This window comes from Ruegeria arenilitoris (assembly GCF_013032855.1).
Taxonomy (GTDB): domain Bacteria; phylum Pseudomonadota; class Alphaproteobacteria; order Rhodobacterales; family Rhodobacteraceae; genus Ruegeria; species Ruegeria arenilitoris.
The window spans coordinates 565,097-590,256 of record NZ_WQDA01000001.1 but is presented as its reverse complement, the minus strand read 5'-3'; the positions used below and the strand labels follow the sequence as shown (position 1 = coordinate 590,256).

24 protein-coding genes, 1 other RNA gene and 1 riboswitch are annotated in these 25,160 nt (G+C 61.8%); of the genes, 15 read left to right on the top strand and 10 right to left on the bottom strand.

Annotated elements, in window-relative coordinates:
• Together GOW72_RS02860 and GOW72_RS02855 are read right to left on the bottom strand one after the other, a co-directional pair.
• Positions 1-1,911 (bottom strand): extracellular solute-binding protein, encoded by a 1,911-nt coding sequence (locus GOW72_RS02860; protein ID WP_170366008.1) that lies wholly within the window; start codon positions 1,909-1,911, stop codon positions 1-3.
• A gap of 172 nt (positions 1,912-2,083) precedes the next feature.
• Entirely contained in the window at positions 2,084-2,587 is a 504-nt protein-coding gene (locus tag GOW72_RS02855) for a c-type cytochrome (protein WP_170366006.1), read from the bottom strand.
• Between the two features lie 119 nt (positions 2,588-2,706).
• Between GOW72_RS02855 and GOW72_RS02850 the strand changes: the two genes are divergently transcribed.
• Positions 2,707-3,540, top strand: a complete 834-nt coding sequence (locus tag GOW72_RS02850; protein WP_170360906.1) for a prephenate dehydratase — start codon at positions 2,707-2,709, stop codon at positions 3,538-3,540.
• A gap of 56 nt (positions 3,541-3,596) precedes the next feature.
• Here the strand turns inward: GOW72_RS02850 and GOW72_RS02845 are convergent, their stop codons facing one another.
• Both GOW72_RS02845 and nudC read right to left on the bottom strand, forming a co-directional pair.
• The gene (locus tag GOW72_RS02845) at positions 3,597-4,064 is read right to left on the bottom strand and encodes an SRPBCC family protein (RefSeq protein ID WP_170360904.1); all 468 of its coding nucleotides are present in this window, start codon (positions 4,062-4,064) and stop codon (positions 3,597-3,599) included.
• A 38-nt stretch (positions 4,065-4,102) separates the two neighbouring features.
• On the bottom strand, positions 4,103-5,086 hold the full coding sequence (gene nudC / locus GOW72_RS02840) for an NAD(+) diphosphatase (protein ID WP_170364998.1): 984 nt from the start codon (positions 5,084-5,086) through the stop codon (positions 4,103-4,105).
• Positions 5,087-5,259: 173 nt separating this feature from the next.
• Between nudC and GOW72_RS02835 the strand changes: the two genes are divergently transcribed.
• Both GOW72_RS02835 and ffs read left to right on the top strand, forming a co-directional pair.
• Positions 5,260-7,128 carry a 5'-nucleotidase C-terminal domain-containing protein gene (locus GOW72_RS02835; protein WP_280525633.1) on the top strand — a complete coding sequence of 623 codons (1,869 nt, stop codon included), beginning with the start codon at positions 5,260-5,262 and terminating at the stop codon, positions 7,126-7,128.
• Between the two features lie 39 nt (positions 7,129-7,167).
• Positions 7,168-7,266: signal recognition particle sRNA small type (gene ffs / locus GOW72_RS02830), an RNA gene on the top strand.
• Positions 7,267-7,347: 81 nt separating this feature from the next.
• Here the strand turns inward: ffs and GOW72_RS02825 are convergent.
• Entirely contained in the window at positions 7,348-8,205 is an 858-nt protein-coding gene (locus tag GOW72_RS02825) for an alpha/beta hydrolase family protein (protein ID WP_170364994.1), read from the bottom strand.
• 84 nt (positions 8,206-8,289) lie between these two features.
• On the opposite strand from GOW72_RS02825, the gene GOW72_RS02820 reads away from it, so the two are divergent.
• Both GOW72_RS02820 and GOW72_RS02815 read left to right on the top strand, forming a co-directional pair.
• A complete protein-coding gene (locus GOW72_RS02820) occupies positions 8,290-8,862 on the top strand; it encodes a TetR/AcrR family transcriptional regulator (RefSeq protein ID WP_170364992.1) in 573 nt (190 codons plus the stop codon).
• Between the two features lie 28 nt (positions 8,863-8,890).
• A riboswitch (cobalamin riboswitch) is annotated at positions 8,891-9,108 on the top strand.
• Positions 9,109-9,194: 86 nt separating this feature from the next.
• Positions 9,195-9,602, top strand: a complete 408-nt coding sequence (locus tag GOW72_RS02815; protein WP_170364990.1) for a hypothetical protein — start codon at positions 9,195-9,197, stop codon at positions 9,600-9,602.
• Between the two features lie 3 nt (positions 9,603-9,605).
• On the opposite strand, the gene GOW72_RS02810 is transcribed toward GOW72_RS02815, so the two are convergent.
• Positions 9,606-10,109 (bottom strand): protein-tyrosine phosphatase family protein, encoded by a 504-nt coding sequence (locus GOW72_RS02810; protein ID WP_093964312.1) that lies wholly within the window; start codon positions 10,107-10,109, stop codon positions 9,606-9,608.
• Positions 10,110-10,264: 155 nt separating this feature from the next.
• Between GOW72_RS02810 and GOW72_RS02805 the strand changes: the two genes are divergently transcribed.
• The 3 genes from GOW72_RS02805 to recR all read left to right on the top strand — a co-directional run bounded on the left by GOW72_RS02805 (position 10,265) and on the right by recR (position 13,090).
• Positions 10,265-12,019: a DNA polymerase III subunit gamma/tau gene (locus tag GOW72_RS02805; RefSeq protein WP_170364988.1), complete on the top strand. Its 1,755-nt coding sequence runs from the start codon at positions 10,265-10,267 to the stop codon at positions 12,017-12,019.
• An 86-nt stretch (positions 12,020-12,105) separates the two neighbouring features.
• Complete coding sequence (locus GOW72_RS02800; protein WP_005980576.1) at positions 12,106-12,450, top strand: YbaB/EbfC family nucleoid-associated protein; 345 nt, start codon at positions 12,106-12,108, stop codon at positions 12,448-12,450.
• 46 nt (positions 12,451-12,496) lie between these two features.
• Complete coding sequence (recR, locus tag GOW72_RS02795) at positions 12,497-13,090, top strand: recombination mediator RecR (RefSeq protein WP_170341385.1); 594 nt, start codon at positions 12,497-12,499, stop codon at positions 13,088-13,090.
• A 71-nt stretch (positions 13,091-13,161) separates the two neighbouring features.
• Here recR and GOW72_RS02790 read toward each other — a convergent pair whose 3' ends face one another.
• Positions 13,162-13,659 (bottom strand): lactoylglutathione lyase family protein, encoded by a 498-nt coding sequence (locus GOW72_RS02790; protein ID WP_170364986.1) that lies wholly within the window; start codon positions 13,657-13,659, stop codon positions 13,162-13,164.
• A gap of 196 nt (positions 13,660-13,855) precedes the next feature.
• Here GOW72_RS02790 and GOW72_RS02785 point away from each other — a divergent pair, with 196 nt between their 5' ends.
• Complete coding sequence (locus GOW72_RS02785; protein ID WP_170341383.1) at positions 13,856-14,344, top strand: hypothetical protein; 489 nt, start codon at positions 13,856-13,858, stop codon at positions 14,342-14,344.
• On the opposite strand, the gene GOW72_RS02780 is transcribed toward GOW72_RS02785, so the two are convergent.
• A complete protein-coding gene (locus GOW72_RS02780; RefSeq protein ID WP_170364984.1) occupies positions 14,341-14,982 on the bottom strand; it encodes a ribonuclease T2 family protein in 642 nt (213 codons plus the stop codon). The two genes, GOW72_RS02785 and GOW72_RS02780, sit on opposite strands and share 4 nt — an antisense overlap.
• Before the next feature lie 130 nt (positions 14,983-15,112).
• Between GOW72_RS02780 and GOW72_RS02775 the strand changes: the two genes are divergently transcribed.
• Entirely contained in the window at positions 15,113-15,874 is a 762-nt protein-coding gene (locus GOW72_RS02775; protein WP_093964307.1) for a DUF1013 domain-containing protein, read from the top strand.
• Positions 15,875-15,924: 50 nt separating this feature from the next.
• The gene (locus tag GOW72_RS02770; RefSeq protein WP_170341377.1) at positions 15,925-16,314 is read left to right on the top strand and encodes a hypothetical protein; all 390 of its coding nucleotides are present in this window, start codon (positions 15,925-15,927) and stop codon (positions 16,312-16,314) included.
• Positions 16,315-16,355: 41 nt separating this feature from the next.
• On the opposite strand, the gene GOW72_RS02765 is transcribed toward GOW72_RS02770, so the two are convergent.
• Positions 16,356-17,384, bottom strand: coding sequence for a permease (locus GOW72_RS02765; RefSeq protein WP_170364982.1), 1,029 nt, complete (start codon positions 17,382-17,384; stop codon positions 16,356-16,358).
• Positions 17,377-17,685 carry an ArsR/SmtB family transcription factor gene (locus GOW72_RS02760; RefSeq protein WP_170364981.1) on the bottom strand — a complete coding sequence of 103 codons (309 nt, stop codon included), beginning with the start codon at positions 17,683-17,685 and terminating at the stop codon, positions 17,377-17,379. Before GOW72_RS02760 ends, GOW72_RS02765 begins: the two co-directional genes overlap by 8 nt.
• Before the next feature lie 134 nt (positions 17,686-17,819).
• Between GOW72_RS02760 and pdxR the strand changes: the two genes are divergently transcribed.
• From pdxR to GOW72_RS02740, 4 genes are all read left to right on the top strand, one after another.
• The gene (gene pdxR, locus GOW72_RS02755) at positions 17,820-19,280 is read left to right on the top strand and encodes a MocR-like pyridoxine biosynthesis transcription factor PdxR (RefSeq protein WP_170342345.1); all 1,461 of its coding nucleotides are present in this window, start codon (positions 17,820-17,822) and stop codon (positions 19,278-19,280) included.
• A 125-nt stretch (positions 19,281-19,405) separates the two neighbouring features.
• On the top strand, positions 19,406-21,181 hold the full coding sequence (gene xsc / locus GOW72_RS02750; protein ID WP_093964302.1) for a sulfoacetaldehyde acetyltransferase: 1,776 nt from the start codon (positions 19,406-19,408) through the stop codon (positions 21,179-21,181).
• Positions 21,182-21,202: 21 nt separating this feature from the next.
• Entirely contained in the window at positions 21,203-22,210 is a 1,008-nt protein-coding gene (pta, locus tag GOW72_RS02745; protein ID WP_170364979.1) for a phosphate acetyltransferase, read from the top strand.
• 90 nt (positions 22,211-22,300) lie between these two features.
• Complete coding sequence (locus tag GOW72_RS02740) at positions 22,301-25,120, top strand: molybdopterin oxidoreductase family protein (RefSeq protein WP_170364977.1); 2,820 nt, start codon at positions 22,301-22,303, stop codon at positions 25,118-25,120.
• Positions 25,121-25,160: the final 40 nt, after the last annotated feature.

The window sequence follows — 25,160 nt, the reverse complement described above, 5'->3', positions numbered from 1 at the left end:
TTAACGCAGCGCGCCTTCTGCTTTCAGGGCCGCTTCCTTCTCGGGATTGATCCACCACAGATCAAGGTATCCCAGCGCATAGGGCGGCAACTGATCGGGGTATTCGTACATGTTGTAGTAGGCTGTCCAGTATTCCGCGATATACCCATCCGGTATGATGAAGAACTCATAGCGCAAGGCGCGATCCAAGGCCATAAGCGCTGCATCCTGATCGGTTTGATTGTTGGTCGCAAATGACGCCTCGATGATGGCGTCCACCAACGGGCTGGCAAGGCCTGCCGGGTTGAACAGGCTGAACTCGGCCTCTTTCGAGCCATACATTTGACTGAGGCCACCGCCAGTCGACAGGAACGCGCCATAGCGTGTCGAATAAACCATGTCATAGTCACGCTCGCGGCTGCGCAGGGTGTATTGCGCCGGGTCGACCTTTTCGGCCGAAGCATCCACGCCCAGCGCCTGAAGGTTTTGCACAAAGGTCTCAATCATCGTGGCCGTCGATGTCGGCAGGTTGGACGGATAGGGGATGTTCATCCGCAGGGTCTGACCCTGAGCATTGCGGCGCAAGTTGCCGTCGCCCACCGGCCATCCGGCTTCGTCCAACAGTTTCGAGGCTTTGCGCAGGTTGCGCCGATCGTTCAGGCGCGCCGGGTTGGATTCGTGAACGGTCGTCACCGGTTCGGTCAACATCTCGGGTGGAACCACGTCGCCCAAAGCTTGCAGAAATGACAGCTCAGCCCCCTGCGGTGTATCCATCGCTTCAAGCGGTGTGCCTTCGATGAACGAATCGCGGGGTGAGTTCAGGCCGAACAGCAGAGATTCATTGGCCCATTCAAAGTTGAATGCCAGCGCCAGTGCCTTTCGAACATTCTTGTCCGCGAATTGCGGACGCGCGAGGTTGAACACAAAGCCCGACGGGGTCGGTGGGCTGCCATTCGCAATCGCGTCCTTGACGACGTAGCCCTCTTTCAACTTGGGGAAGTCATAGCCGGTCGCCCACAGTTTGGGGTCGCTTTCGATCCGCAGCGTGTATTCGCCTGCCTTGAAGCCTTCAAAGGCGGCTGTCTGGTCCGCGAAATACTCGACTCGGATGGTATCGTAGTTGTGCCGGCCCTTGTTGAACGGCAAGTCCTTGCCCCAGTAGTCGTCCCGGCGTTTGTAGACGATGCGCCTGTTGATATCGTAGCTGTCCAATTTGTAAGGCCCAGATCCAACGGCGACTTCCAGGCGCGGCTCGTCGAGACGGCGGGACGGGTCTGCCTCGAACCACGCTTTCGAGAATACGGGCGTCGCGCCGACGGTTTCGATCCGGCTGCGGGCCGTCAATTCGGGATTGAACGTGAACTTGACCGTGTGCGTATCCAGCGCCTCGGCGCCGGTCACCATCCGCCCGACGGCCTGTGCATATGACGGCAGGCCCTGTTCGATGAACAGGCGGTGGCTGTAGACCACATCCTCGGCGGTGACGGGCGTGCCATCCCAGAACGTCGCTTCGGGGCGCAGGTGGAAAATGACCCAGTTGCGGTCGGCGTCATACTCCAGGCTCTCAGCCAATACGCCGTAGTACTGGCCGACACTGTCATCGGTGCTGTCCATCAGCCGATCGTATTGCAGTGTCGTCAACGCTCCGGGGCGACCTTTGCGTGAATATGGATTCAGGGAATCAAACGTGCCCGATGCGGCCAATGACAGCTCGCCGCCCTTGGGTGCATCCGGGTTGGCATAGTTCAAGTGCGTGTAGTCGGCGGGGTAGTCGAGATTGCCGAAGTACGAGTAGCCATGGCTGCGAATGATCTGGTCCTCGTCGGCCCGGACTGGCCCCGCCTGCCCCAGAACCAACGCCGCCGAAATGCCCAATGCCGCGACCCAATGACGAAAACCTTGTTCGCGCGCGCCAGGCAGATGGGAAATCATACGGGTCATCCTTCGATGTTGTCTTCTGTCCATGTCCTTGTGGGCAAGCTAAAAGCCCAGCACTGACACTTGCAAGTTTAGAATGCGTGAGCGCTTTGTGAAGTTTTGCTCAGACAAAAAAAGCCGCTGCACATGGCAGCGGCTTTCGCTTTTCGGTGTCTGGGTGGGCAGATCAGCCGCCAATCGTCTGCAGGTACGCGATCAGGTCTGCGCGTTCCTGAGCCTTTTTGAGACCGGCAAAGCTCATCGAAGTGCCTTGGATATAGCCTTTGGGGTTTGCAATGAACGCATCCAGCTCTTCCGGGGTCCAGTTGCCGCTATGCGACTGCATCGCCGCCGAGTAGCCGAAGCCCGCAGCCGCCGCCACAGGGCGGTCCACGACGCCATACAGGTAGGGACCGGTGCCATTGGCGCCTTCTTCCAGCTTGTGGCAAGCCGAACACTTGCGGAAAACCTTCGCGCCCTTTTCCGGGTCAGCTGCGGCCAGCAGATCGGCAAAGACCACTTCTTCGCCGTCAGCGCTTTCGCCCGAGCTTTCGGTTTCAATAACATAGGCGGCTTCGCCGTGCCCGCCGACATGGTAGAGAACATCGCCCCCCCATTTTGCCAGGAGGAGTACAAGGAAGGCACCGAACAGGCCGGCTGCGGCCTTGGTAACTGTCATCGTGTCGAACATTGATCGCGAGTCCATTTCAGCTGTCTTCGGGGTGTCTAAGGCTTCCCCTTGCAAGAGGCAAGGTATAGACACCGCGACGAAACGCCCAATTCTGGAACTTGTTGCACGGAATCGACCAAATGACCAAACGCATCGCCTTTCAGGGGGAACCCGGCGCCTACAGTCACGAAGCCTGTCGCAATGCGCGTCCGGATATGGAGGCGCTACCCTGCCGAACATTCGAGGACGTGATCGAATCGGTGCGCTCGGGCGAGGCCGATCTGGCCATGCTGCCGGTCGAGAACAGCACCTATGGACGAGTGGCCGATATCCACCGCCTGCTCCCGCACAGCGGGCTGCACATCGTGGACGAGGCCTTTGTGCGAGTTCACATCAACTTGCTGGGCGTGCCGGGCGCAAAACTCGAAGATATCACCGAAGCCCATTCGCATCTGGTGCTGTTGCCGCAATGCGCAAACTTCCTAAAGGCCCACGGCATCCGCGGGCGCGTCAGCCCTGACAACGCCCGCGCGGCGCGCGAGGTCTCGGAAGCGGGTGAGAAACATTCGGCGGCCCTGGCCAGCGAACTGGCTGGCGAAATCTATGGCCTTGAACTGCTGGCGCGCCACATCGAAGACAGCGACGACAACACGACCCGCTTTCTGGTGATGTCCCGCGAGGACGACCGCAGCCGCCGTGGCGAGCACGGGATGATCACCAGCTTCGTGTTCCAGGTCCGGAACATTCCGGCGGCGCTGTACAAGGCCATGGGCGGTTTTGCCACCAACGGCATCAACATGACCAAGCTGGAAAGCTACATGGTTGATGGCTCGTTCACGGCGACTCAGTTCTACGCCGACATCGTCGGCCACCCGGAAGACCGCAACGTGCAGCTCGCGATGGATGAACTGCAGCATTTCACCACGAATGTGGAAGTGCTGGGCGTGTACCCCGCTGCTCGACCACGCGGTTAGTCTGCTCCCACGCGCAGGCAGCTTGGGACTGCTCACCGCCAGTCAAACGCCGGCTCTCAAGCCCCGTGCAGATAGCGTTCTTCCATTTCGCGCGCAAAATCGCTCAGTCGCATCTGGAACTGGCGCCGGAATCTGGCCTTGCCCAGCTTCAACGACTGCAGAAGCAGACGCGCAGGCAAGGTCTTGGCCGCCAGTGACATCTCGATGCTCAGCCGCGTCTGCTTTTGCGACAGCGACAGAAGATCAATCGTGGTCAGGCCGTTCATCCCCTTGCTGGTCGATCGAAACCGCATGGCTGTGGGGCGATCGAACTCGGCCACCTCGATCGCGACATGGCGTGGCTTGCCACGGATCATGATATCAGCTTCCCAGCACGACCCGACCCAGTGGCCCGGCATTTCGACAGTGCGTCGAACCTCGACACCGCGGCGCATCGCCATGCGCTCGAACCGTTCGAAGTCCGCGACCATGTCGAACACCGCATCGATCGGCGCCTGGATATCTTCGCGTGCTGAAACCTGCATGTCGGCCTTTTCTGCTCAGTCAGGGTGTCAGTGTTTCGTCAGTCCAGCGTATCTGCAAGCCAGTTACGCAAAAGAAAATGCGCGATTGCCCCCTTTCGCGCCGGCAGAAGCTTGGGGTGCTCGCCTGCAAAAGCCTGCATCATCTCGGACTTGGTGACCCACATCGCGTCCTCGATCTCGACCGGGTCGATCGTGATCTCGCGGGACAGCGCCTGCGCTGCACACCCGAACATCAGCGACGACGGAAATGGCCAGGGTTGACTTGCCAGATAGCTGACGTGTCCGACCGGAACGCCGGCCTCCTCCATGACCTCACGCCGCACGGCGGCTTCAAGGGTCTCGCCCGGCTCGACGAAACCGGCCAACAGTGAATACATGCCGTCGGGCCACCCCGGAGATCTGCCCATCAGGACGGAATCGCCATGCGTGACCAACATGATCACCACCGGATCGGTCCGTGGAAAGTGCTGACCGCCACAGGCCGGGCACAGTCGTTGCCACCCCGCCTGTGAAATGTTGGTCGGGTTGCCGCAGCGCGCGCAGAACCTGTGCGTCTCGTGCCAGCCGATCACGGCTTTGGCGGTGGCTGCCAATTCGGCGTCCCGGGCCGACAGGCGGGTCATGATCCGACGAAGCTCGGCGAACACGTGGCCCACGGGCAGCCCCGGATGCTGCTGTTCGGTTCGGTCCACGAACGCTCCAACGCCCGACAGGTCCAACCCGTCGGCAGACCAATTCGAAATGTCCATTGCAAACAGCGGCGCACCCGCATCACTGCGCCCCAGCAAGATCGGTTGGTCAATCGCCCCGCCGGGTCCGTTCGCAACCAGATCGTGGCCCATCGGAACCAAGGCCAACTGGTCCAGCGCTTCGCCCATGACCAGCGGTTTGCCCCGCCACATAAGGATGCACCGCGCCGTAGTATCGGACCGTGCTGCCTCCAAGGCTCTGGCATCGGTACGGATCTGCGCCGCCCGGTCCAGTCCAGAGCCGCCAAATGTCACGCTTTCCGCCCGTTTCATGCCTGTCCCTTTGGAATTTGCACAAGGGCTGCCACGACTTGGGTACTGGTGCAATGGGAATTCACACTCGCAAAAAGCATCGTTGTCGCAAAGGACGCATGGAAGCCCTGACGATTACCTGTATTCTACCTTTCAGTGAAAACGTATGCACAACAGCACCTAAAAGAAGAAAATTGGCTCTGAAATCCTCCCTGCTTCAGGTACATCCCCACTTAAAAACCGCGCACATCCGGATTCTTGCGACGACCGATCTGCACATGAATCTGACCAGTTTCGACTATTATGCGGACCGGCCGGAACCAAGTGTGGGCTTCACCCGAACCGTCAGTTTGATCCGCTCTGCACGTCAAGAGGCGGAAGACGCAAATGCAACTGTCCTGCTGTTCGACAACGGAGATTCCCTTCAGGGGACACTTCTGGGTGACTGGGCGGTCGCGCAGACCGACGCGACCCACCCCTTGATGTCCGCCTTTGGGCGTTTGGGCTACGACGCAATTGCGCTGGGGAACCACGACTTCGGCTTTGGTCTGCCGGCTCTGGGCCGGATCGTTTCTCGGGCACCTTGCCCGGTTTTGTGCAGCAACATGCAGTGTCTGACCGGGGGGGCGCCCTGGCAGAAACAGTCCATCCTGACCCGTCATGTCCACATCAACGGCCAAAGCATTCCTGTCCGAATTGGCGTTTTCTCGATCCTGCCGCCGCAGACGGTGAAGTGGGAAGCACCACAATTGGAAGGCCAGGTTGCAGCCGAGGATGCCGTCGCCTCAGCGCGCCGGATGGCCGAGAATTTGCGTCGTCAGGGCTGTGACCTGATTGTGGCTCTTGCACATTCCGGCCTAGGCGAGCCCGACGCCGCGCCGATGTCGGAAAATGTGGTCGCACAGCTTTCTGCTCTGGACGGTATTGTTGCAATCGTGGCCGGACACACGCACCTGACACTTCCCGACCCAAGCGATGGTAACCCGCAGCAGGCCAGACCCGTGGTCATGCCCGGATCAGCGGGGTCGCATTTGGGGGTGATCGACCTGACGCTTGCCGTGAACGCCATGGGAGAAGCGAGAATTGCTGGTCACAGCGCGCATCTGCGCGCGATCTGCCCGGGCGGGGCTGAAACCGGCGCTCGGGTCGTTCCTGAAGACCCTGAGATGGTCGAACTTTTTGCCGCCGCCCACAAGGCGACCCGCAAAGCCGCTGCCCAGCCGGTGGGCCGGATCAATCGTACCCTGCACAGCTATTTCACCTTTTGCGGGGTGGATCAGGGGCTGAACTTGGTCGCCGCAGCACAGGCGGCAGCCCTGCGACCGGTTCTGGCCGGAACGGCCTTTGAAACCCTCCCTGTTCTGTCCGCAGCCGCACCTTCGAAATTCGGAGGCCGGGCCGGACCACGGCATTATACCGAAGTCCCGGCTGGCGATGTCACCGTAAGGCATGTCTCGGACTTGCATGTGTTCCCAAACCAACTGGCCGCCATGCTGCTGGATGGCCGCCAGATCACCGAGTGGCTGGAGATGTCGGCTGCCCAGTTTTCCCAACTTGGAAACAGCGACGAGCAGGTTCTGATCGACCCCGAGGGCACCGGGCACAATTTCGACGTGCTGCATGGGGTGACCTACAGGTTCGATCTGACCCAGCCCGCGCGATATGATTTAGGCGGCCAGTTGATCGACACGTCCCATTCCCGCCTGCGCGATCTTGCCTTTCAGGGCCGCCCCGTCGATCCGGATGAACAATTCGTCGTTGCATCAAACAGCTACCGAGCCAATGGCGGCGGCAACTTTCCCGTCCCAGACCCGGCCCGCCTGATCCCGGTGCCGCCGCTGAGCCTCCAGGGAATCTTGCGCGACTACCTGGCGGGACGATTGGGTCCGGATCCGGTGGAAAACACCGCCCAAAGCTTTTCCTTTGTTCCGCAGGCGGGCCGGTCCGTGATTCTGAAGACCGGGCCACGCGCTGCAAACTACCTGCGCGAGCTCGACCACTTTGCAGCCACCACCGACGGGCAGGACGCGCGCGGGTTTCTTAGGGTACGCCTGTCTTTGTGACGGGTTGCCAAGCGGGTGCGTGATGCCTATATCGTCGGTCGAGAGGTTGGCGCGGGCAAGCGCCTCGCCAACCTGGTCAGGTCCGGAAGGAAGCAGCCACAACGAGCCCCGCTTGGGTCGATGTCCAACCTCTCACTTGACGCCGCGCCACGTATTCGGCCCGGTCAATCCAACCTCTGTATTTCGTCGTTGTTCCTGAAAACCGCGCTTGCGGGCGGGTCAGGCGATCAATCGCGGCCAAACGGCACTGCTGCGCCGGGCGAAGGCGCCGATATGACCGATTTCGGACAGTCCGAAATCCTTCGGCTGCAACAAATGCCGACGGGCGGTCGGACCATAGAGTTCAGCCAGCCGCCAGACGGCGGGCGGTGGCACAGTCTGGTCATCCTCGAACGCAATGATATCCGCCGTGGCGTTCGCCCGACTCCAATCCGCTTGGGGAAGCGTGTCTCCCAATTCGGGCAGATAGCTGGTGGGCGATGTACACCACTTGCGCCATTGCCAATAGACGCCCGCCGGCAAATCGGCTCCGAATCCCAGAAGTTTCCCCGGCAGGTACCCCAGAAGACGCACCAGAGGTGGCACGTGGCCATACCAGAACAAAGTCGCCAAGCCCTTGTAGGGCCACGGGTGATCGGCCACCGTCACCAAACCTGCGCACACACAGATCATCCGGTCGATCTGTTCGATTTCCGGTTGCAGCGGACCCAGCATTCCACCGACCGAATGCCCGATCACCCACAGTTTTGCCTGCGGGTATCGACGGCGCATCTCGGCACGCGCTGCGGGCATGTCGATCAGCGCCCAGTCCGCCATCGTGGCCTTCGAGTCTTTCAGCCGCCCGGTCAGCGAATGCTCGAAATCCCGGTAATCATATGTCAGGCAAGCCATACCGCGCTCGGCGGCCAGCCAGCGAGCAAAGTGCTGATAGTAGTCACGTGGCACTCCCGTTGCGCCGTTCAGCACAACAACGGTTTGCGGCTCGACCGCCGGAGTGTAAAGCCGCGCCGCCAGCTGGGTCTGGCCCGACGGAAACTTAAAGTCTTCCACGTCAACCGCGTGCTGCGAATCCAACATCTTTGCCTCCAAACACTCTGGACCGATCGGTCTAATACTTTGTGTCTGGACCAATTGGTCTAGGTCTGTCAATATTTGGCCTGCATGACCCAACGTCCACCAAACACCAAAGATCGCCTGATCGTGACTGCCGCCCGACTGTTCCAGCGCTCGGGCTATAACGGTGTCGGTCTGGCGGAATTGCTGGCCGAAGCGCAAGCCCCCAAGGGTTCGCTTTATCACCATTTTCCAAAGGGCAAGCCGGATCTGGCCCTGGCGGCGGCCAGTTGGGCCTCGGACGGGATGTTGAGCATGATCGCTGCGGCATTCGACGACGCCGCGGATTTTCGCGACGGGGTCACCACCCTGTGCCACAAGATCGCGAAGCTGTTCGACACCTCGGCCCAATGGGAGACCTGCCCGATCGCCGCCACCCTGTTCGAAAGCCCCGACAACCGCGCGTTTCGGGAACATGCCGACCGTCTGTATGAAAGCTGGATCATCGAAGTTCGAAACCACGCCGCGCGGTTCGGAGTTTCCGACCCTGAAAATGCTGCGGACACCCTGTTCATCGTGATGCAAGGCGGCTGGCAATTGGCCCGTGCCCGCAGGGATTCGAATGTGCTGCGCAGACTGCCTGATCTGTTCCCTTGGGACTCACTCCGGCAACCGGGCTGAAACCGTCTTGACTCGATCCCGGATACACCGCTAGCGATGAGGGGATGGTTCCCGTGCCGTTTCGGTCCGGGATGAAAAGGGAACACGGTGCGGTCCAACCCGGAACTCCGGAGCGGACCAAGGCCGCGACTGCCCCCGCAACTGTAGGCGGAGAGCGATGCCTAAATACCACTGACCGCAAGGTTGGGAAGGTCGGCAAAGCAAAGACCCGCAAGTCAGGAGACCTGCCATCAAACGTGAAACCGAAACTCGGACGGGGTGTCCGGGCAGGGTCTGGCCTTGAAACCGGCGTCTGTCCAAATCCACCTCGCCCAGCGCGCGGAGGGCGCAACATGATTTGGAAGACCGATACCCATGAATTCGCGGCAACCATCTGCCAGCGCACCGGAAAGACCTGCCCGGCATTGGCGCGCATGGCACGGGCCATCGCGCAGGCAATGGCGACGGCGCAGGCCGCTACATCCCCCGACTTCCAAGTGGAAGGCAGTAGCGAACTGGCCCATTGCGAACATGGCTGCACGGCGCGGTTCGATGCACGTCCCGAACGGATCCGCGTGTATTGCGGAGCGGCCGCCGACACCCCGTCCGACTGCCTTGATACCTACGCCGACATGCTGTTTGACGACCAGAGCGAAGCCCTGCCCTCGCAGGTCATCGGCGATCGACCCTGTGCGATGCTGCAGGCCACGGCGATCATGCCCGTGGTCAGAGCCGAGCGCGAGTTCCGCGCAACCGCCTGAAGGTCAGGTCGCCAGTGCCTCGCGCGCCGGGGCGACGGCCCAGTCCATCTGAGCATCAGTCTCAACCGCGCAGGGGCGTACGGCCCGCAGGCGTTTCAGGGCCTGTTCCGGCTGCTCGCCGCTTTCGATCATCAAGCGCAGAACAACCATGCCCGACCGTCCGCAACCGCCCCGGCAGTGGACCAGTACCCGCCCGCCGCCCGACAGCGCATGGCGGGCGGCGGCGCTGACTTCGGGCCAGCGGCCGGATATCTCGGTCGACGGCGCCGAGAAGTCGGCGACCGGCAGATGCGCCCACCGACAGGCGCGCCGATGAATGTCACAGCCCAATTCGCCCGCACCCACAGAAACCAGTTCGGCAAGGGTTGTCATCGAAATCACCAGCCCCGGCGCCCAGGCTGAAATCAGGTCCAGGTCTCCCTCATAGTCGCCACCACCGCCGGGAACCGAGGTCAGGGCCAGCGTACCGCCGCCCACCTGCAATGCATGAACCACAAGATTTGTCATCAGACGTTCCCCCCGAAACTGGCTGATTGAACTTGATCCGCGCAGTATGCCTCACACCGCGCGCTCGCCAAAGCGAAAAACCTGCACCGGTGCTGTGGACGCGGGGCACCTGGAACTCTACCCTGCATCGTCAGTACGAATCCGTCAGAGCAGACATGACCACACAGTCCAGCCCCGCCTATCAGGTTCTCGCCCGAAAATACCGCCCGGAAACCTTAGCCGACCTGGTCGGTCAGGATGCCATGGTGCGCACGCTGAAAAACGCGTTCGAGGCGGACCGGATCGCGCAGGCCTTCATCATGACCGGCATCCGCGGCACCGGCAAGACGACCACGGCCCGGATCATCGCCAAGGGCATGAACTGCATCGGACCCGACGGCAATGGCGGCCCAACGACCGAACCCTGCGGCCAGTGCGAGCATTGCGTGGCCATCATGGAAGGTCGCCATGTGGACGTGCTGGAAATGGACGCCGCCAGCCGCACCGGCGTGAACGACATCCGAGAGATCATCGACAGCGTGCGCTATCGCGCCGCCAGCGCGCGGTACAAGATCTACATCATCGACGAAGTCCACATGCTGTCGACCAGCGCCTTCAACGCGCTGTTGAAAACGCTGGAGGAACCGCCCGAGCATGTGAAATTCATCTTCGCCACGACCGAGATCCGCAAGGTTCCGGTCACCGTGCTGTCGCGCTGCCAACGGTTCGACCTGCGCCGGATCGAGCCCGAAGTGATGATCGGCCTGCTGCGCAAGATCGCCACCGCCGAGGGCGCGGAAATCTCGGATGACGCGCTGGCACTGATCACCCGCGCCGCCGAAGGCTCGGCCCGGGATGCGACCTCGCTGCTGGATCAGGCAATCAGCCATGGTGCCGGCGAAACCACCGCCGACCAGGTGCGCGCGATGCTGGGACTGGCCGACCGGGGCCGCGTGCTGGACCTGATGGACATGATCCTGCGCGGCGATGCGGCCGGGGCCCTGACCGAACTGGGCGCGCAATATGCCGAGGGCGCCGACCCGCTGGCGGTGCTGCGCGATCTGGCCGAAATCACGCATTGGGTCTCGGTGGTGAAGATCACCCCCGACGCAGCCGAAGATCCCACCGTCTCGCCCGATGAACGCACCCGCAGCCAGCAGATGGCCGAGGCGCTGCCGATGCGGGCGCTGACCCGGATGTGGCAGATGCTGCTGAAGGCACTAGAGGAAGTCTCGGCCGCCCCCAACGCCATGATGGCCGCGGAAATGGCGGTGATCCGCCTGACCCATGTGGCCGATCTGCCCAGCCCGGAAGAGTTGATCAAACGCCTTCAGGACAGCCCTCCGCCGCCCGTCGGCGGGCCGGGGGGCGGCGTTCCGGTTGCCGGCAACACCGCCCCGCCCGTGACCGCGACGGCCTCGGCCCATGCGCCCACCCCGCGCGGTGTGGGCGGCGCGCCCACGGCGGCGTTGGCCCAAGACGTGCAGACCGCGCTGGCGCGTTATCCAACGTTTGAGCATGTGGTCGAGCTGATCCGCGCCAACCGCGACGTGAAGCTTCTGGTCGAGGTCGAGAACGGCGTCCGCCTCGTCTCGTACCAGCCGGGCCGGATCGAGTTCACGCCCACCGAAAAGGCCCCAACCGACCTGGCCGCGCGGCTCGGGTCCGCGCTGCAGCGCTGGACCGGCAATCGCTGGGCGGTCTCGATCGTCTCGGACGGGGACGCGCCCACCATCGCCGAACTGCGCGACGCGGCCGAGCTGGCGCTGAAGGCCAAGGCCGAAGAACACCCTTTGGTTCAGGCGGTTCTGACACAGTTCCCCAAGGCCCGCATCACCCGGATTGAAACACCCGAGGACCGCGCGGCCAAGGTCGAAACCGAAGCCCTGCCCGAGGTCGAAGACGAATGGGACCCGTTCGAGGAAGACTGATCATCCGCGCAGAAGGCGCGCTGCCCTTGTGAAGGACGCAGACGGCCCGTATTTAGGCCGCAAATCGAATGACAGGAGACACACAGATGCTCAAAGGACTCGGCGGTCTGGGCGACATGGCCAAGATGATGAAATCCGCGCAGGAACTGCAGACCAAGATGGCGCAGATGCAGGAAGAGCTGAACACCATCATGGTCGTCGGCGAATCCGGCGCGGGCCTGGTCAAGGCCACGGCCTCGGCCAAGGGCGAACTGAAAGGTCTGGACATCGACCCCTCGATCTTCAACAGCGACGACAAGGAAGTGGTCGAGGACCTGATCCTAGCCGCAATCAAGGACGCGCAGACCAAAGCCGCCGAGCGGTCGCAGGAAGAAATGGCCAAGCTGACCGAAAGCATGGGCCTCCCGGCGGACATCAAGCTGCCGTTCTGATCTTCGCCCCTCAAACCCCCGCCGCCAAAGCCACGCAGGACAGGCCATGAGTTCGAACAGTGACATCGACGCCCTGATCGATCTGATGGCCAAGCTGCCGGGGCTGGGACCGCGCTCGGCCCGGCGGGCGGTGCTGCACCTGATCCGCAAACGCGCCCTGCTGCTGACGCCGTTGTCGGACGCCATGCAGCAGGTCGCCGCCACCGCACGCGAATGCCTGAACTGCGGCAACGTGGGCACGACGGACATTTGCGACATCTGCAATTCCGAAGACCGCGCCACCGGTGAGCTGTGCGTGGTCGAAGACGTGGCCGACCTGTGGGCGATGGAACGCGCGGGCGTATTCAAGGGCCGCTACCACGTGCTGGGCGGAACGCTCTCGGCGCTGGACGGCGTCGGCCCGGAAGACCTGCGGATCCCCCGGCTGCGCGACCGGGTGACCGCCGAAAACATCACGGAAGTAATCCTGGCCCTGAACGCCACCGTCGACGGCCAGACCACGGCCCATTACATCGCAGATCAGTTGGAAGGACAGGTCCGCCTGACCTCGCTGGCGCAGGGCGTGCCGATCGGGGGCGAGTTGGACTATCTGGATGACGGGACCATCACCGCAGCGCTGCGGGCGCGGAAAGAACTGTAGCCGCCGCGTGCTGCCTGCAAGCAGCACGCTCTCGCCCCTCCCCGATTGCAAGGTACCACTTTACCCATCGGTCAGGTGTTGGCACCCGACGAGTAGGTCAATTCATAGGAATGGCTGTAGATCTCGAAGACTATCCCGAACGGATCCTCGACATAGACCATGCGGTAGGGTTTCTCGCCGGGGTAGTAGTATCGGATAGGCATGCGTTGTTTCCCGCCGGCCGCCACGATTTTTTCCACCAAGCCTTCGACATCAGGATCCTGGACGCAGAAATGGAACGTCCCGTTCCTGCGAAAGTCGATGTTGTTTTCCGGCGCGTAGTTTCCATCAAACTCAAAAAGCTCGATCCCGATACGATCGGCGGTCGCCAGATGCGCGATACGCAGTTTTTTCCAATTCGGGCCAAACACGTCCGTGCACATCACGCCGATGTCCGTGTCATCCTCGACTACGTGGGTTGGCGGCATGATCACGTAAAATCCCAAAACCTCGGAATAGAATTTCACGGCTTCGTCCACGTTCGGGACGGACAACCCGATGTGAGAGAATGTTCTTGGATGTTGAGGCATGGCTTGCTCCTTGGTCTATTGGGCAAGACGTATTTTGCAACGTCCTTGTTTCAAGCGCCCGCCCCACAAGGCAAAGCCGTGTTGTTCCATGCACATAGATCATCATGCACTGCTGCCGAGGCCTAGAATGATCTTTCCGTCGACCCCGCACCGTGTACTATGCCCTAGCCTGACCCATTTGATATCGGAACCCGCCATGAAACGCCTTCTCGCCCTGACCTTCGCCGCCTTCACCGCCACTTCCGCGTGGTCACAGCAACTGGTCGACAAGGGGTTCGTCGAAGGCTGGAACATCATGATGGACCCCAATCTGGGCAACGGCTGTCTGATCCAGACGGTGTATCAGGACCTGTCCGTGGTGCGCCTGGGCTATGATGCTCTGGACAATCGGGGCTATTTCACCGTTTTCCACAAGGGGTGGGGCAACATCGAGCCCGGCAAATCCTATCCGATCCGGTTCGAGCTGGACGGCAAGAGCTTTGACGCCACAGCCATCGGGTTCAAGCAGGATCGGGTGCCCGGTGCGACCGTGTTCTTCACCGACCGGAACTTTGTTGCGGCCATCGCCCAGAACAAGACGATGACGATCTACAACCCCGCGGGCGAGCGGGTTTTGGCGATCGATCTGAAAGGCACCGCCAAGGCATTGGACTATGCGCGGGACTGCCAGAACAAGAAGCTCTAGCGAATCGGATCGAACAACGCATCCGAAGCGGTGCAGTCCCGGATCACGTCCCGCCCACAGGGCACCGGGTCCAGATCACGTGACAGACAGATGCGCACTTCTTCGATGTAACCGTGCTTGCAAGTGACGGTGATCATGTCCGGCTCGAGCCTTGGATTGGCACTGAGGAAGGCATCCTCGACCACGCGCGCCGGCAGTTTCACGGCTTTGTCCAATTTGCGAAACACCGGCGGTCGGGTAATGCGCTCATAAGCCTGCCGGGACAGCTCGTAATAGTCCACCGCAGACAGGCCCGAACAGGTGCCGTGTTTCTTCCACTGGTGCCAGGCCAGGCCCGAACTGCCTTGAATATCTTCCATCTGTCGGGTCATCGCGCGGGACGGCGGTGCTTTGGCTGTCGGGCAATAGGACGGCCAGCCCTGGTGATATTGCGGCCACAATCCGTGCAGGATCCAGCCGTGATCGTGGCGCGCATCGCACTGGTCGGATCCGCGCGCGTCGCCTTCGCGGGCGCACCAGTTGGGCGACCAGCTCAGCGACAGGACGTAATAGTCGAACACGCCCGACTTCTCGCCATCGGCCAGCGCGGCCGTCGCGCCCAAAATCCACACCAGCGGCCCCAACAACGCCCAGCGCATTCGCCTCTTCCCTTCTTGCATCTGCACGACTATATACGGGCCAAGTTCCCCGACAACGGAAACCTGCCCCAAGACCACGGGGCCGCCGAATTCCGGCGACGGGACAGATGTATTCAAAGGAGACGGGCTGATGGCAAAACCCCTGATGGCCAAGGCAACCGCCGTTTGGCTGGTGGACAATACCACGATCAGCTTCAAGCAGATCGCGGATTTCGTGGGCATGCACGAGTTGGAAGTGCAAGGCATCGCTGATGGCGATGTGGCGGCAGGTGTCAAGGGGTTCGACCCGATCGCCAACAACCAGCTGACTCAGGAAGAGATCGACAAGGCCGAGAAAGATCCGCTGCACAAGCTGAAGCTCAAGTTCAACCCGGCCGCCGCCGGCGAGGAAAAGCGCCGCGGTCCGCGCTACACGCCGCTGTCCAAGCGTCAGGACCGACCGAACTCGATCCTGTGGCTGGTCAAGTTCCACCCGGAGCTGACCGATGGCCAGATCGCCAAACTGGTTGGAACCACCAAGCCCACGATCCAGTCGATCCGCGAGCGCACCCACTGGAACATCGCCAATATGCAGCCGATCGACCCGGTCGCGCTGGGCCTGTGCAAACAGTCGGAACTGGATGCCGCCGTCCAGAAAGCCGCTGCGAAGAAGGCCGCCGAAGGTGGCGTCATGAGCGATGACGAGCGCCGCAAGCTGGTCTCGACCGAACAGTCGCTGGAAATGGATGCCGCTCCCAAGATCCCCACGGCGATCGAGGGGCTGGAAACCTTCTCGCTGTCCGACGACGGCGACGAGGAAAAAGAAGACGAAGCAGTGGTGGATGCCGACAGCTTCTTCAACCTGCCCAAGGGCGGCGCCGAAGAAGACGACGAGGACGATCTGCGCAACTGACACTGTGCTGGCCCCGGTCCGATGGACCGGGGCCTTTTTGGAACTGGACCATGCTGAACATTCTATCGTCTATCTTCGGGCCGCACCGGGCGGTTTCGATTTACGCTTTCGCAAAAACCAAGGGACTGGCCATTCTGGGCGGCGTGGCCGTTATCGCCGTAGCTGCCGGTCTGCTGCTGTTCAGCGGCGATGGGAAACACGAACACGAAGCGTATATGACCGTTCCTGTACTGTCGGCTACGCCAATCAATGGTGATCTCAAGAACGGGGTCATCGCGTCGGTTCGATTGCCGGACGGATCGGCAACTTCAATCACCGCGACCGAGGCGCCGATCGCGCGCAGTGTCGGAACCACGGCCTGTGTGGAAAAACGGGTTTTCGTGGACAGCGGCGAACCGCGCTATCGGTTCAAATTGCCAAGCAACTGCGGCGCAAGCTGATATACAGAACCGCCCGAAGAATACTCCGGGCGGTTTTCTTCTTACAAAAGCTGGAACAGAATCCCTGCTGCAATGGCTCCGCTAATCCCAAGCCCGATATAGGCTGCGAACACACGGGGTTTGACCAGAGACCAGACAGCCGCCATGGCCGGAATGGAACTGACGGCCCCGGCGATCATGAAGGACATCGCCGCGCCCGCGCTCATCCCCTGCTCCATCAGGCCGGCCAGAAGCGGCGGCGCGACATACGAGTTCAGGTAGGCCGGCATCCCGACAAAGGCGGCGATCACGATCGGCACCGCACCGTCGCCACCAACCAGCCGCGCGATCAGATCAGCTGGAACATAGCTGACCAGCAGCGCCTCGAGCACATAGGCCAGAGCGAGCCACTTCAGCAGGAACAGGCCGTTCTGCACGAATTCCCGACGGAACCGGACGCGGCGTTCGTGCTCTTGCCAAAAGCGCCAAAGCAGCTTGTCTTTCTTCGGACCGCAGCCACAGCATCCGGCCGGTTCATAGTGGCGCAAAGGTTGGGCAAAGGCACCCTGACGCATGAGAAAACGCACCGCGAACCCGCCGAACAATCCCAGTGCAACGGCTGCAACGGCTTTGCCGATCGCAAACGGCCAGCCCAAAGCGCCCGCCGTGATCAAAAGCGTGGGCGGGTCAATCAACGGCGAGCTCAGCCAGAAGGCCATGACCGCCGACAAGGGCGCACCCAATGCAAGCAGGCTTGCGATGAACGGGATCACCTCGCAGGAGCAGAACGGAGCCAACCCGCCGAACAACGCGGCCAGCAGGATCATCCGGGTTTCGCGGCCCTCGAAGGCCCGGGCAACCATAGTCTCGGCCCCGCTGGCCTTGAGGTAGGACAGCAACAGCACTGCAAACAGGATGTACTGACCGGTGTGCACCAGAGCCTTGGCTGCAAAAGTCGTGACGTTCACCCAATTGCCTGGGTCCAGAATGGCCACAAGCACAAGGATCGCCACGATCAGGGCCCAGGGTGTCTTCAGCAGACCGGACAGGGTTTGACCAACGGCCTTCGGGGATTGGGTCAATTCAGCCATCGTTGGTAACCTTTCTGGATTCATCCGCGCAGCATTCGCTGAGGATGAACTGCGCCAGTGATCTCAATTCATCGAAACATGCTCGGTTGATTGTGGTCCGCCCGGATTTCTCCTGCTCGACCACGCCGCCTGCCGCCAGGAATCGCAGGTGATGCGCCAGGGTGGACGGTGCCATCCCAGTCCGACTTTGGATCTCTCCGACCGTCAGACCAGCCTGTCCGGCCCGCACAAGGGTCTTGAGCACCTGCAATCGCGCCTCGGACCCCATCGCCGAAAACCCTGCAGCAGCTTTTTCCCACATTTGGTTATCTCCATTAAACTAGATTTCTAGTTTTTTAGTGACGAGCTATGCCCGTGTCAACCGTATGGGTAAATTTCCGTTGATCCTGAATAAGTCCAGATTGCCCTGCATTTAAGTCCAACATATAACGAGGCATGGGAATTTCGGTCGAAACCTTCTTTCTGAAACCGGGCGGTCAGGGCACTCTGCAGGCGCAGATCCAGCAGATGATTGCCGAGGGCATCCTGTCAGGCCGCTTTCATGTCGGTGAGAAACTGCCGTCGTCGCGCAAACTGGCCGCGCATCTGGGTGTCAGCCGCATCACCGTGACGCTGGCCTATACCGAGTTGCTGGCAAATGACTATCTGACGGCCAAAGGCCGGTCCGGGTACTACGTGTCGCAGAACGCGCCAGTGCCGCCGAAATACACACCGGTTCAGCGCAGCGAAGAAACCGTCAACTGGGACGCCGCACTGGCCCGCCGTTTTTCCGACGGTGATTTTCTGGCCAAGCCACCGGATTGGCGGGAATACAGCTATCCGTTCATCTACGGCCAGGCCGACCGCACCCTGTTTGATCATGCGAACTGGCGCCTCTGCGCCGTTCGGGCCCTTGGCCACAAGGATTTCGACTCGCTGACCGGCGACTACGTGGATCAGGACGATCCATTGCTGATCGAGTTCATCGCTCGCCACACGTTGCCCCGCCGCGGTATCGCTGCACGGCCCGAGGAAATTCTGATCACGCTGGGCGCTCAGAACGCCCTGTGGCTGACCTCGCGCATTCTTCTGGGCCAAGGGCGCAAGGCGGCGATCGAGGATCCCAGCTACTACGCTCTGCACGAACTTATGCGCTGCTCGGATGCCTCGATGACACCATTGCGGGTGGACAAGGATGGGTTGCCGCCCGAGTCCATCCCGGACGGCACCGATGTGATCTACACCACGCCCAGCCACCAATGTCCGACAACTGCGACAATGCCCGTCGCCCGGCGTCACGACCTGTTGAAACGCGCCCGCGAACTGGACGCGATGATCGTCGAAGATGACTATGAGTTCGAGATGGCCTTTCTGGGTGCCCCGTCACCGGCGCTCAAGTCTTTGGACAAGGACGGGCGTGTGGTCTACGTGGGCAGCTTTTCCAAGTCGTTGTTCCCGGGGTTGCGGCTGGGGTACATGGTCGGATCCGAACCGTTCATCCGCGAGGCCCGCGCGCTGCGGTCGCTCGTTTTCCGACACCCACCCGGCCATATCCAGCGAACGGCGGCCTATTTCCTGTCGCTCGGGCATTATGATGCTCAGATACGGCGTATGTCCAAGGCTCTGATGCAGCGGCGCAAGACGATCGAGGACGCGATCGAGGCGAACGGGTTGACCGTGGCCGGGCGCGGCGTCTTTGGTGGATCGTCGATGTGGATGAAGGCACCGGACCATGTCGACACCGCGGAATTGGCGAAAACGCTTCAAAATCAGAGTGTTCATATCGAGCCCGGTGCTGCGTTCTTCTCGGGGCCGGATCGGCCCAGGAACTATTACCGCCTGGGGTATTCCTCGATTTCGGCTGACCGGATTCCTGCGGGAATCGAGCGGGTTGCGGCCGCAATCCGAGCCTGCTGAGGCAACACTGGACCTACTCCGGCGCCGTGTCTGGCCCTAACCCAGATGCCCCCGTTGCGCCAAAACCAATGGCAAGCCAAGGCGTATCGCCTGACCGTTTCCACCATTGCTTGGAGAGCGTCCAAATGAAAATGACGACAGAAGAGGCCTTTGTTAAGGTTCTGCAGATGCACGGCATCGAACACGCGTTCGGGATCATCGGCTCGGCCATGATGCCGATCTCGGACCTGTTCCCCAAGGCCGGGATCATGTTCTGGGACTGCGCTCATGAAGGCAGCGCCGGCATGATGGCCGACGGCTACACCCGCGCCACCGGCAAGATGTCGATGATGATCGCGCAGAACGGCCCCGGCATCACCAACTTCGTCACTGCCGTCAAAACCGCCTACTGGAACCACACACCGCTGCTGCTGGTCACACCGCAAGCGGCCAACAAGACCATCGGTCAGGGTGGTTTCCAGGAAGTAGAGCAGATGAAACTGTTCGAGGACATGGTCGCGTATCAGGAAGAGGTCCGCGATCCGTCCCGCGTCACCGAGGTTCTGAACCGCGTGATCATGAAGGCCAAGCGCGCCAGCGCCCCGGCCCAGATCAACATCCCGCGTGACATGTGGACTCAGGTCATTGACGTCGAACTGCCCGCGGTCGTCGATTTCGAGCGTCCCGCAGGCGGTGAAACCGCAGTCGCAAAGGCCGCCGAACTGCTGTCGAACGCCAAGAATCCCGTGATCCTGAACGGAGCGGGCGTGGTGTTGGCCAAAGGCGGCATCGAGGCCTCCAAGGCTCTGGCCGAGCGTCTGGATGCGCCGGTTTGCGTCGGCTACCAGCACAACGACGCCTTCCCCGGCAGCCATCCGCTGTTTGCCGGCCCGCTGGGCTACAACGGGTCCAAGGCAGCGATGGAGCTGATCAAGGAAGCCGACGTGGTCCTGTGCCTCGGCACGCGCCTGAACCCGTTCTCGACCCTGCCGGGCTATGGCATGGAATACTGGCCGGCTGACGCCAAGATCATCCAGGTCGACATCAACCCCGACCGGATCGGCCTGACCAAGAAGGTCTCGGTCGGTATCGTCGGCGACGCGGCCAAGGTGGCGAATGGCATCCTGGCGCAGCTGAGCGACACGGCCGGAGACGAAGGCCGCGCCGAACGCAAGGCCAAGATTGCCGAGAAGAAGTCGCGTTGGGCCCAGCAGCTCAGCAGCATGGACCACGAGGACGACGATCCAGGCACCAGCTGGAACGAGCGCGCACGCGCGGCCAAGCCCGACTGGATGAGCCCCCGCATGGCATGGCGCGCCATTCAGGCCGCGCTGCCGAAAGAAGCGATCATCAGCTCGGACATCGGCAACAACTGCGCCATCGGCAACGCCTACCCGTCCTTTGAGGAAGGTCGCAAGTATCTGGCCCCCGGCCTGTTCGGACCGTGCGGATATGGCCTGCCCGCCATCGTCGGCGCCAAGATCGGCTGCCCGGACGTGCCCGTAGTGGGTTTTGCCGGTGACGGCGCCTTCGGCATCGCGGTGAACGAGCTGACCGCCATCGGCCGCGAGGAATGGCCTGCCGTGACGCAGATCGTGTTCCGCAACTACCAGTGGGGCGCGGAAAAACGCAACTCGACCCTTTGGTTCGACGACAACTTCGTGGGCACCGAACTGGACACCAAAGTGTCCTATGCCGGCATCGCCCAAGCCTGCGGCCTGAAGGGTGTCGTCGCCCGCACCATGGACGAGCTGACCGCCGCCCTGAATCAGGCCATCGAAGACCAGAAGAACGGCATCACCACCCTGATCGAAGCCCTGATCAACCAGGAACTGGGTGAACCGTTCCGCCGCGACGCGATGAAAAAGCCTGTGGCGGTGGCCGGCATTTCGGCCGACGACATGGTGCCGCAGCAGGTCTGAGCGGGAACGGAGCTGGAGCGGATGACCCTGACACCCATCGAGTTGTTGCGTCAGCAAGCTCCGCCAATCCGGCCAGTCGTTGCTCTGAGCGAAGGCAGTGATCCCCGCATCGTTGCGGGGGCGCTTGCCGCCCGGTCCGCAGGGCTGTCCGACATCATCCTTGTCGGTCCGCGGGCAGAAATCGAAGCCGAGTTGCTGGCGCAGGGCGCCGCACCGGGCGATGGCCTTTCCATCCATGACCCGACCGAGTCGCCGCTGACCGAGGAGTTCGCGGCCATCTACCACGATCTGCGCCGGCACAAGGGCGTGGATGCGGTGTCGGCCCGGTCCGCCGCCGAAACGCCCTTGGTCTACGCGGCCATGCTGGTCCGGACAGGGCGCGCCACGGGAACGGTCGGTGGCGCTGTCCACACGACCGGTGATGTAGTTCGCACGGCGATTCAGGTGATCGGCCTGGCCCCGGATGCCGGATTGGTGTCCTCGTTTTTCCTGATGTACCCGCCGGACCAGGGCGGACCTGATGCGCGCGCGATGCTGTTTTCCGATTGCGGGCTCGTGATTGATCCGACCGCATCGGAGCTGGCCCATATCGCAGCCGCCTCGGCCCAGTCGGCCCGGGCCATCCTGCGGGAACAGCCGTCGCTGGCGATGCTGAGCTTTTCGACCAAAGGCAGCGCAAGTCATCCCGGTGTCGACAAGGTCACCGAGGCAACACGTCTTTTGCGCGAACAGCATCCCGAGCTGCATGTCGACGGCGAGCTGCAATTCGACGCGGCTTTTCACCCCCCCGTCGGCCAGAAAAAGGCTCCGGGATCGACAGTGGCCGGAAAGGCCAACGTCATGATCTTTCCCAATCTGGACGCGGGGAACATCAGCTACAAGATCACCCAGAGGATCGGTGGATACATGGCGATCGGCCCGGTGCTGCAGGGTCTGGCCCGACCGGCGAATGATCTGTCCCGCGGCTGCAGCGCCGAGGATGTCGAACAGATGATCGCCGTGACCGTGCTGCAGGCATTGGGAACATGACCATCAAATCTGGCGCCATCGTCAGAACAGTATTCTAAATCCGGGCTGAAAGTGACAAGTTCGTCCCGACGCAAACGACTGGATCCGCAAATGACCCATCAGCAGCCAATCCTCGACACGTCTCCCAAGGTCTCGGACGAGGTTCGCAAGACAACCTGCTACATGTGTGCCTGCCGATGCGGGATCAACGTCCACATGAAGGATGGCAAGGTCGCTTACATCGAGGGCAACCGTGACCACCCGGTGAACAAAGGGGTTCTGTGCGCCAAAGGCAGCGCGGGCATCATGCAGGTCAACGCCCCGTCACGCCTGCGCGCTCCGCTCAAGCGGGTGGGTCCGCGCGGGTCAGGTGAGTTCGAGGAAATAAGCTGGGACGAAGCGTTGGACATCGCCGTCGGCTGGCTCAAACCGTTGCGCGAGGACAACCCCGAGAAGCTCGCCTTTTTCACCGGCCGCGACCAGTCGCAATCCTTCACCAGCTTCTGGGCCCAGAATTTCGGCACCTGCAACTATGCGGCCCATGGCGGTTTCTGCTCGGTCAACATGGCGGCCGGCGGAATCTACACGATGGGCGGCGCGTTCTGGGAATTCGGCCAGCCCGATTGGGACCGCACCAAGCTGTTCATGCTGTTCGGCGTGGCAGAAGACCATGACAGCAACCCGATCAAGATGGGTATCGGCAAGATCAAGGCGCGCGGTGCCCGCGTGATCGGGGTGAACCCGATCCGCACCGGCTACAACGCAGTGGCCGATGACTGGGTCGGCATCACGCCCGGGACCGACGGGCTGTTCATCCTGTCGCTGATCCATGTGTTGATGAAAGCCGGCAGGATCGACCTGGATTACCTGAGCCGCTATACCAACGCCCCTGTCCTGATGAATGCCGCCGAAGGTCCTGAAAAGGGCCTGTTTCTGCGGGACGCGGACGGCAAGCCGTTGGTGATTGACCGGGTCACGGGGCAACCGACGGCCTTCGACAAACCGGGCGTCCGGCCGGACCTGACCGCCACCTATGAAATGGACGGCATCACCCACCGGCCGGTCTTTCACCTGATGGCGGAAAAATACCTCAGCGACGAATACGCCCCCGAAGCGGTGGCCGAAGAATGCGGCATACCCGCCAGCCGGATCCGCGCCATCGCCGGTGAACTGGCGCGCGTCGCCTTTGACGAGGCCTTCGAGCTGGACCAGGAATGGACTGACTTCCGGGGCGAAAAGCACAGCAAGATGATCGGCCGGCCGGTGGCCATGCACGCGATGCGCGGCGTTTCGGCCCATGCCAACGGATTCCAGACCTGCCGCGCGCTGCACGTGCTGCAGATCCTGCTTGGCACGGTCGAAGTTCCGGGTGGGTTCCGCTTCAAGCCGCCCTATCCGAAGCCGGTCGAAGCACACCCGACCCCCCATTGCAAGGTCACGCCAAACTCGCCCCTGGACGGCCCGCATCTGGGTTTCGTGCGCGGCCCCGAAGATCTGGCCCTGAAGGCCGATGGCAGCCCGGCGCGCATCGACAAGGCCTTTACCTGGGAAAACCCGATGTCCAGCCACGGGCTGATGCACATGGTGATCTCGAACGCTCACGCGGGCGATCCCTACAAGATCGACACGCTGTTCATGTACATGGCCAACATGTCCTGGAACTCGACCATGAACACTAAGGGCGTGATCGAGATGCTGACGGACAAGGATGACAATGGAGACTACGTGATTCCGCGGATCATCTACTCCGATGCCTATTCCTCGGAAATGGTGGCCTATGCCGACCTGATCCTGCCCGACACCACCTATCTGGAGCGGCATGACTGCATCTCGCTCCTCGACCGCCCGATCTGCGAGGCCGACGGTGCCGCAGATGCGATCCGCTGGCCGGTGATCGAACCCGATCGCGACGTGCGCGGATTTCAGACGGTGCTGATCCAGCTGGCCAACAAGCTGGGTCTGCCGGGTTTCACCGATGAGGACGGCTCGGCCAAATACACGGACTATGCCGACTACATGGTCAACCATCAGCGCAAGCCAGGCATCGGCCCACTGGCTGGATTCCGCGGCGCAGATGGCTCGCAGGTGGGTCGAGGCGACGTGAACCCGAACCAACTGGACCGCTATATCGAGAATGGCGGCTTCTACCTGGAACACATCCCGGACGAGGCCCTGTTCTACAAACCCTGGAACGCCGCCTATCAGGACTGGGCAGTGGGAATGGGCCTGTATGACAGCCCGCAACCCTACCTGTTCCAGCTCTATTCCGAACCGATGCGCAAGTTCCAGCTGGCCGCCGAAGGCCATGGTGACCGCCAGCCCCCCGACCACCTGCGCGGCCGCATCACGGAAACCATGGACCCGCTTCCGATCTGGTACGAGACCGACCAGACCGGAAACGAAGGCTTCACCGTAAACGCCCTGACCCAGCGCCCCATGGCGATGTATCACAGCTGGGGCACCCAGAATGCCTGGTTGCGGCAACTGCACGGGCGCAACCCGCTGTATGTTCCCACCAAGCTGATGTGCGAACACGGACTGAAGGACGGGGACTGGGCCAAAGTCAGTTCTCCGCACGGAGAAATCACTGTGCCGGTGATGGAAATGGCGGCGTTGAACGACAACACCGTCTGGACATGGAACGCCATCGGCAAACGCAAAGGGGCATGGGCGTTGCAGCCCGACGCGCCCGAGGCAACCAAAGGATTCCTGCTCAACCACCTGATCCACGAATTGCTGCCGCCCAAGGGCGACGGTCTGCGCTGGGCCAATTCCGACCCGATCACAGGACAGGCCGCGTGGTTTGACCTCAAGGTCAAGATCGAAAAAGCCGAAGCACCGGCAGACGCCCAAAGCCAGCCGGAATTCCCGTCAATCAAATCTCCGGTCGGCACCGGCCCCAAGGATCTTGCATGGAAGGTTGGCAAATGACCCAGCGCCACACTCCATTTGGCCCAAAATATCCCCGGGA

Coding starts and splice junctions, on each gene's coding strand:
- GOW72_RS02765 (WP_170364982.1), bottom strand. CDS start 17,384: ATGGCTGAATTGACCCAATCCCCGAAGGCCGTTGGTCAAACCCTGTCC.
- nudC (WP_170364998.1), bottom strand. CDS start 5,086: ATGAAACGGGCGGAAAGCGTGACATTTGGCGGCTCTGGACTGGACCGG.
- pta (WP_170364979.1), top strand. CDS start 21,203: ATGACCCTGACACCCATCGAGTTGTTGCGTCAGCAAGCTCCGCCAATC.
- GOW72_RS02855 (WP_170366006.1), bottom strand. CDS start 2,587: ATGTTCGACACGATGACAGTTACCAAGGCCGCAGCCGGCCTGTTCGGT.
- GOW72_RS02845 (WP_170360904.1), bottom strand. CDS start 4,064: ATGCAGGTTTCAGCACGCGAAGATATCCAGGCGCCGATCGATGCGGTG.
- GOW72_RS02740 (WP_170364977.1), top strand. CDS start 22,301: ATGACCCATCAGCAGCCAATCCTCGACACGTCTCCCAAGGTCTCGGAC.
- GOW72_RS02760 (WP_170364981.1), bottom strand. CDS start 17,685: ATGTGGGAAAAAGCTGCTGCAGGGTTTTCGGCGATGGGGTCCGAGGCG.
- GOW72_RS02775 (WP_093964307.1), top strand. CDS start 15,113: ATGGCAAAACCCCTGATGGCCAAGGCAACCGCCGTTTGGCTGGTGGAC.
- GOW72_RS02800 (WP_005980576.1), top strand. CDS start 12,106: ATGCTCAAAGGACTCGGCGGTCTGGGCGACATGGCCAAGATGATGAAA.
- GOW72_RS02790 (WP_170364986.1), bottom strand. CDS start 13,659: ATGCCTCAACATCCAAGAACATTCTCTCACATCGGGTTGTCCGTCCCG.
- GOW72_RS02825 (WP_170364994.1), bottom strand. CDS start 8,205: ATGTTGGATTCGCAGCACGCGGTTGACGTGGAAGACTTTAAGTTTCCG.
- GOW72_RS02815 (WP_170364990.1), top strand. CDS start 9,195: ATGATTTGGAAGACCGATACCCATGAATTCGCGGCAACCATCTGCCAG.
- pdxR (WP_170342345.1), top strand. CDS start 17,820: ATGGGAATTTCGGTCGAAACCTTCTTTCTGAAACCGGGCGGTCAGGGC.
- GOW72_RS02770 (WP_170341377.1), top strand. CDS start 15,925: ATGCTGAACATTCTATCGTCTATCTTCGGGCCGCACCGGGCGGTTTCG.
- GOW72_RS02820 (WP_170364992.1), top strand. CDS start 8,290: ATGACCCAACGTCCACCAAACACCAAAGATCGCCTGATCGTGACTGCC.
- GOW72_RS02805 (WP_170364988.1), top strand. CDS start 10,265: ATGACCACACAGTCCAGCCCCGCCTATCAGGTTCTCGCCCGAAAATAC.
- GOW72_RS02810 (WP_093964312.1), bottom strand. CDS start 10,109: ATGACAAATCTTGTGGTTCATGCATTGCAGGTGGGCGGCGGTACGCTG.
- GOW72_RS02850 (WP_170360906.1), top strand. CDS start 2,707: ATGACCAAACGCATCGCCTTTCAGGGGGAACCCGGCGCCTACAGTCAC.
- GOW72_RS02860 (WP_170366008.1), bottom strand. CDS start 1,911: ATGATTTCCCATCTGCCTGGCGCGCGCGAACAAGGTTTTCGTCATTGG.
- xsc (WP_093964302.1), top strand. CDS start 19,406: ATGAAAATGACGACAGAAGAGGCCTTTGTTAAGGTTCTGCAGATGCAC.
- GOW72_RS02785 (WP_170341383.1), top strand. CDS start 13,856: ATGAAACGCCTTCTCGCCCTGACCTTCGCCGCCTTCACCGCCACTTCC.
- recR (WP_170341385.1), top strand. CDS start 12,497: ATGAGTTCGAACAGTGACATCGACGCCCTGATCGATCTGATGGCCAAG.
- GOW72_RS02780 (WP_170364984.1), bottom strand. CDS start 14,982: ATGCGCTGGGCGTTGTTGGGGCCGCTGGTGTGGATTTTGGGCGCGACG.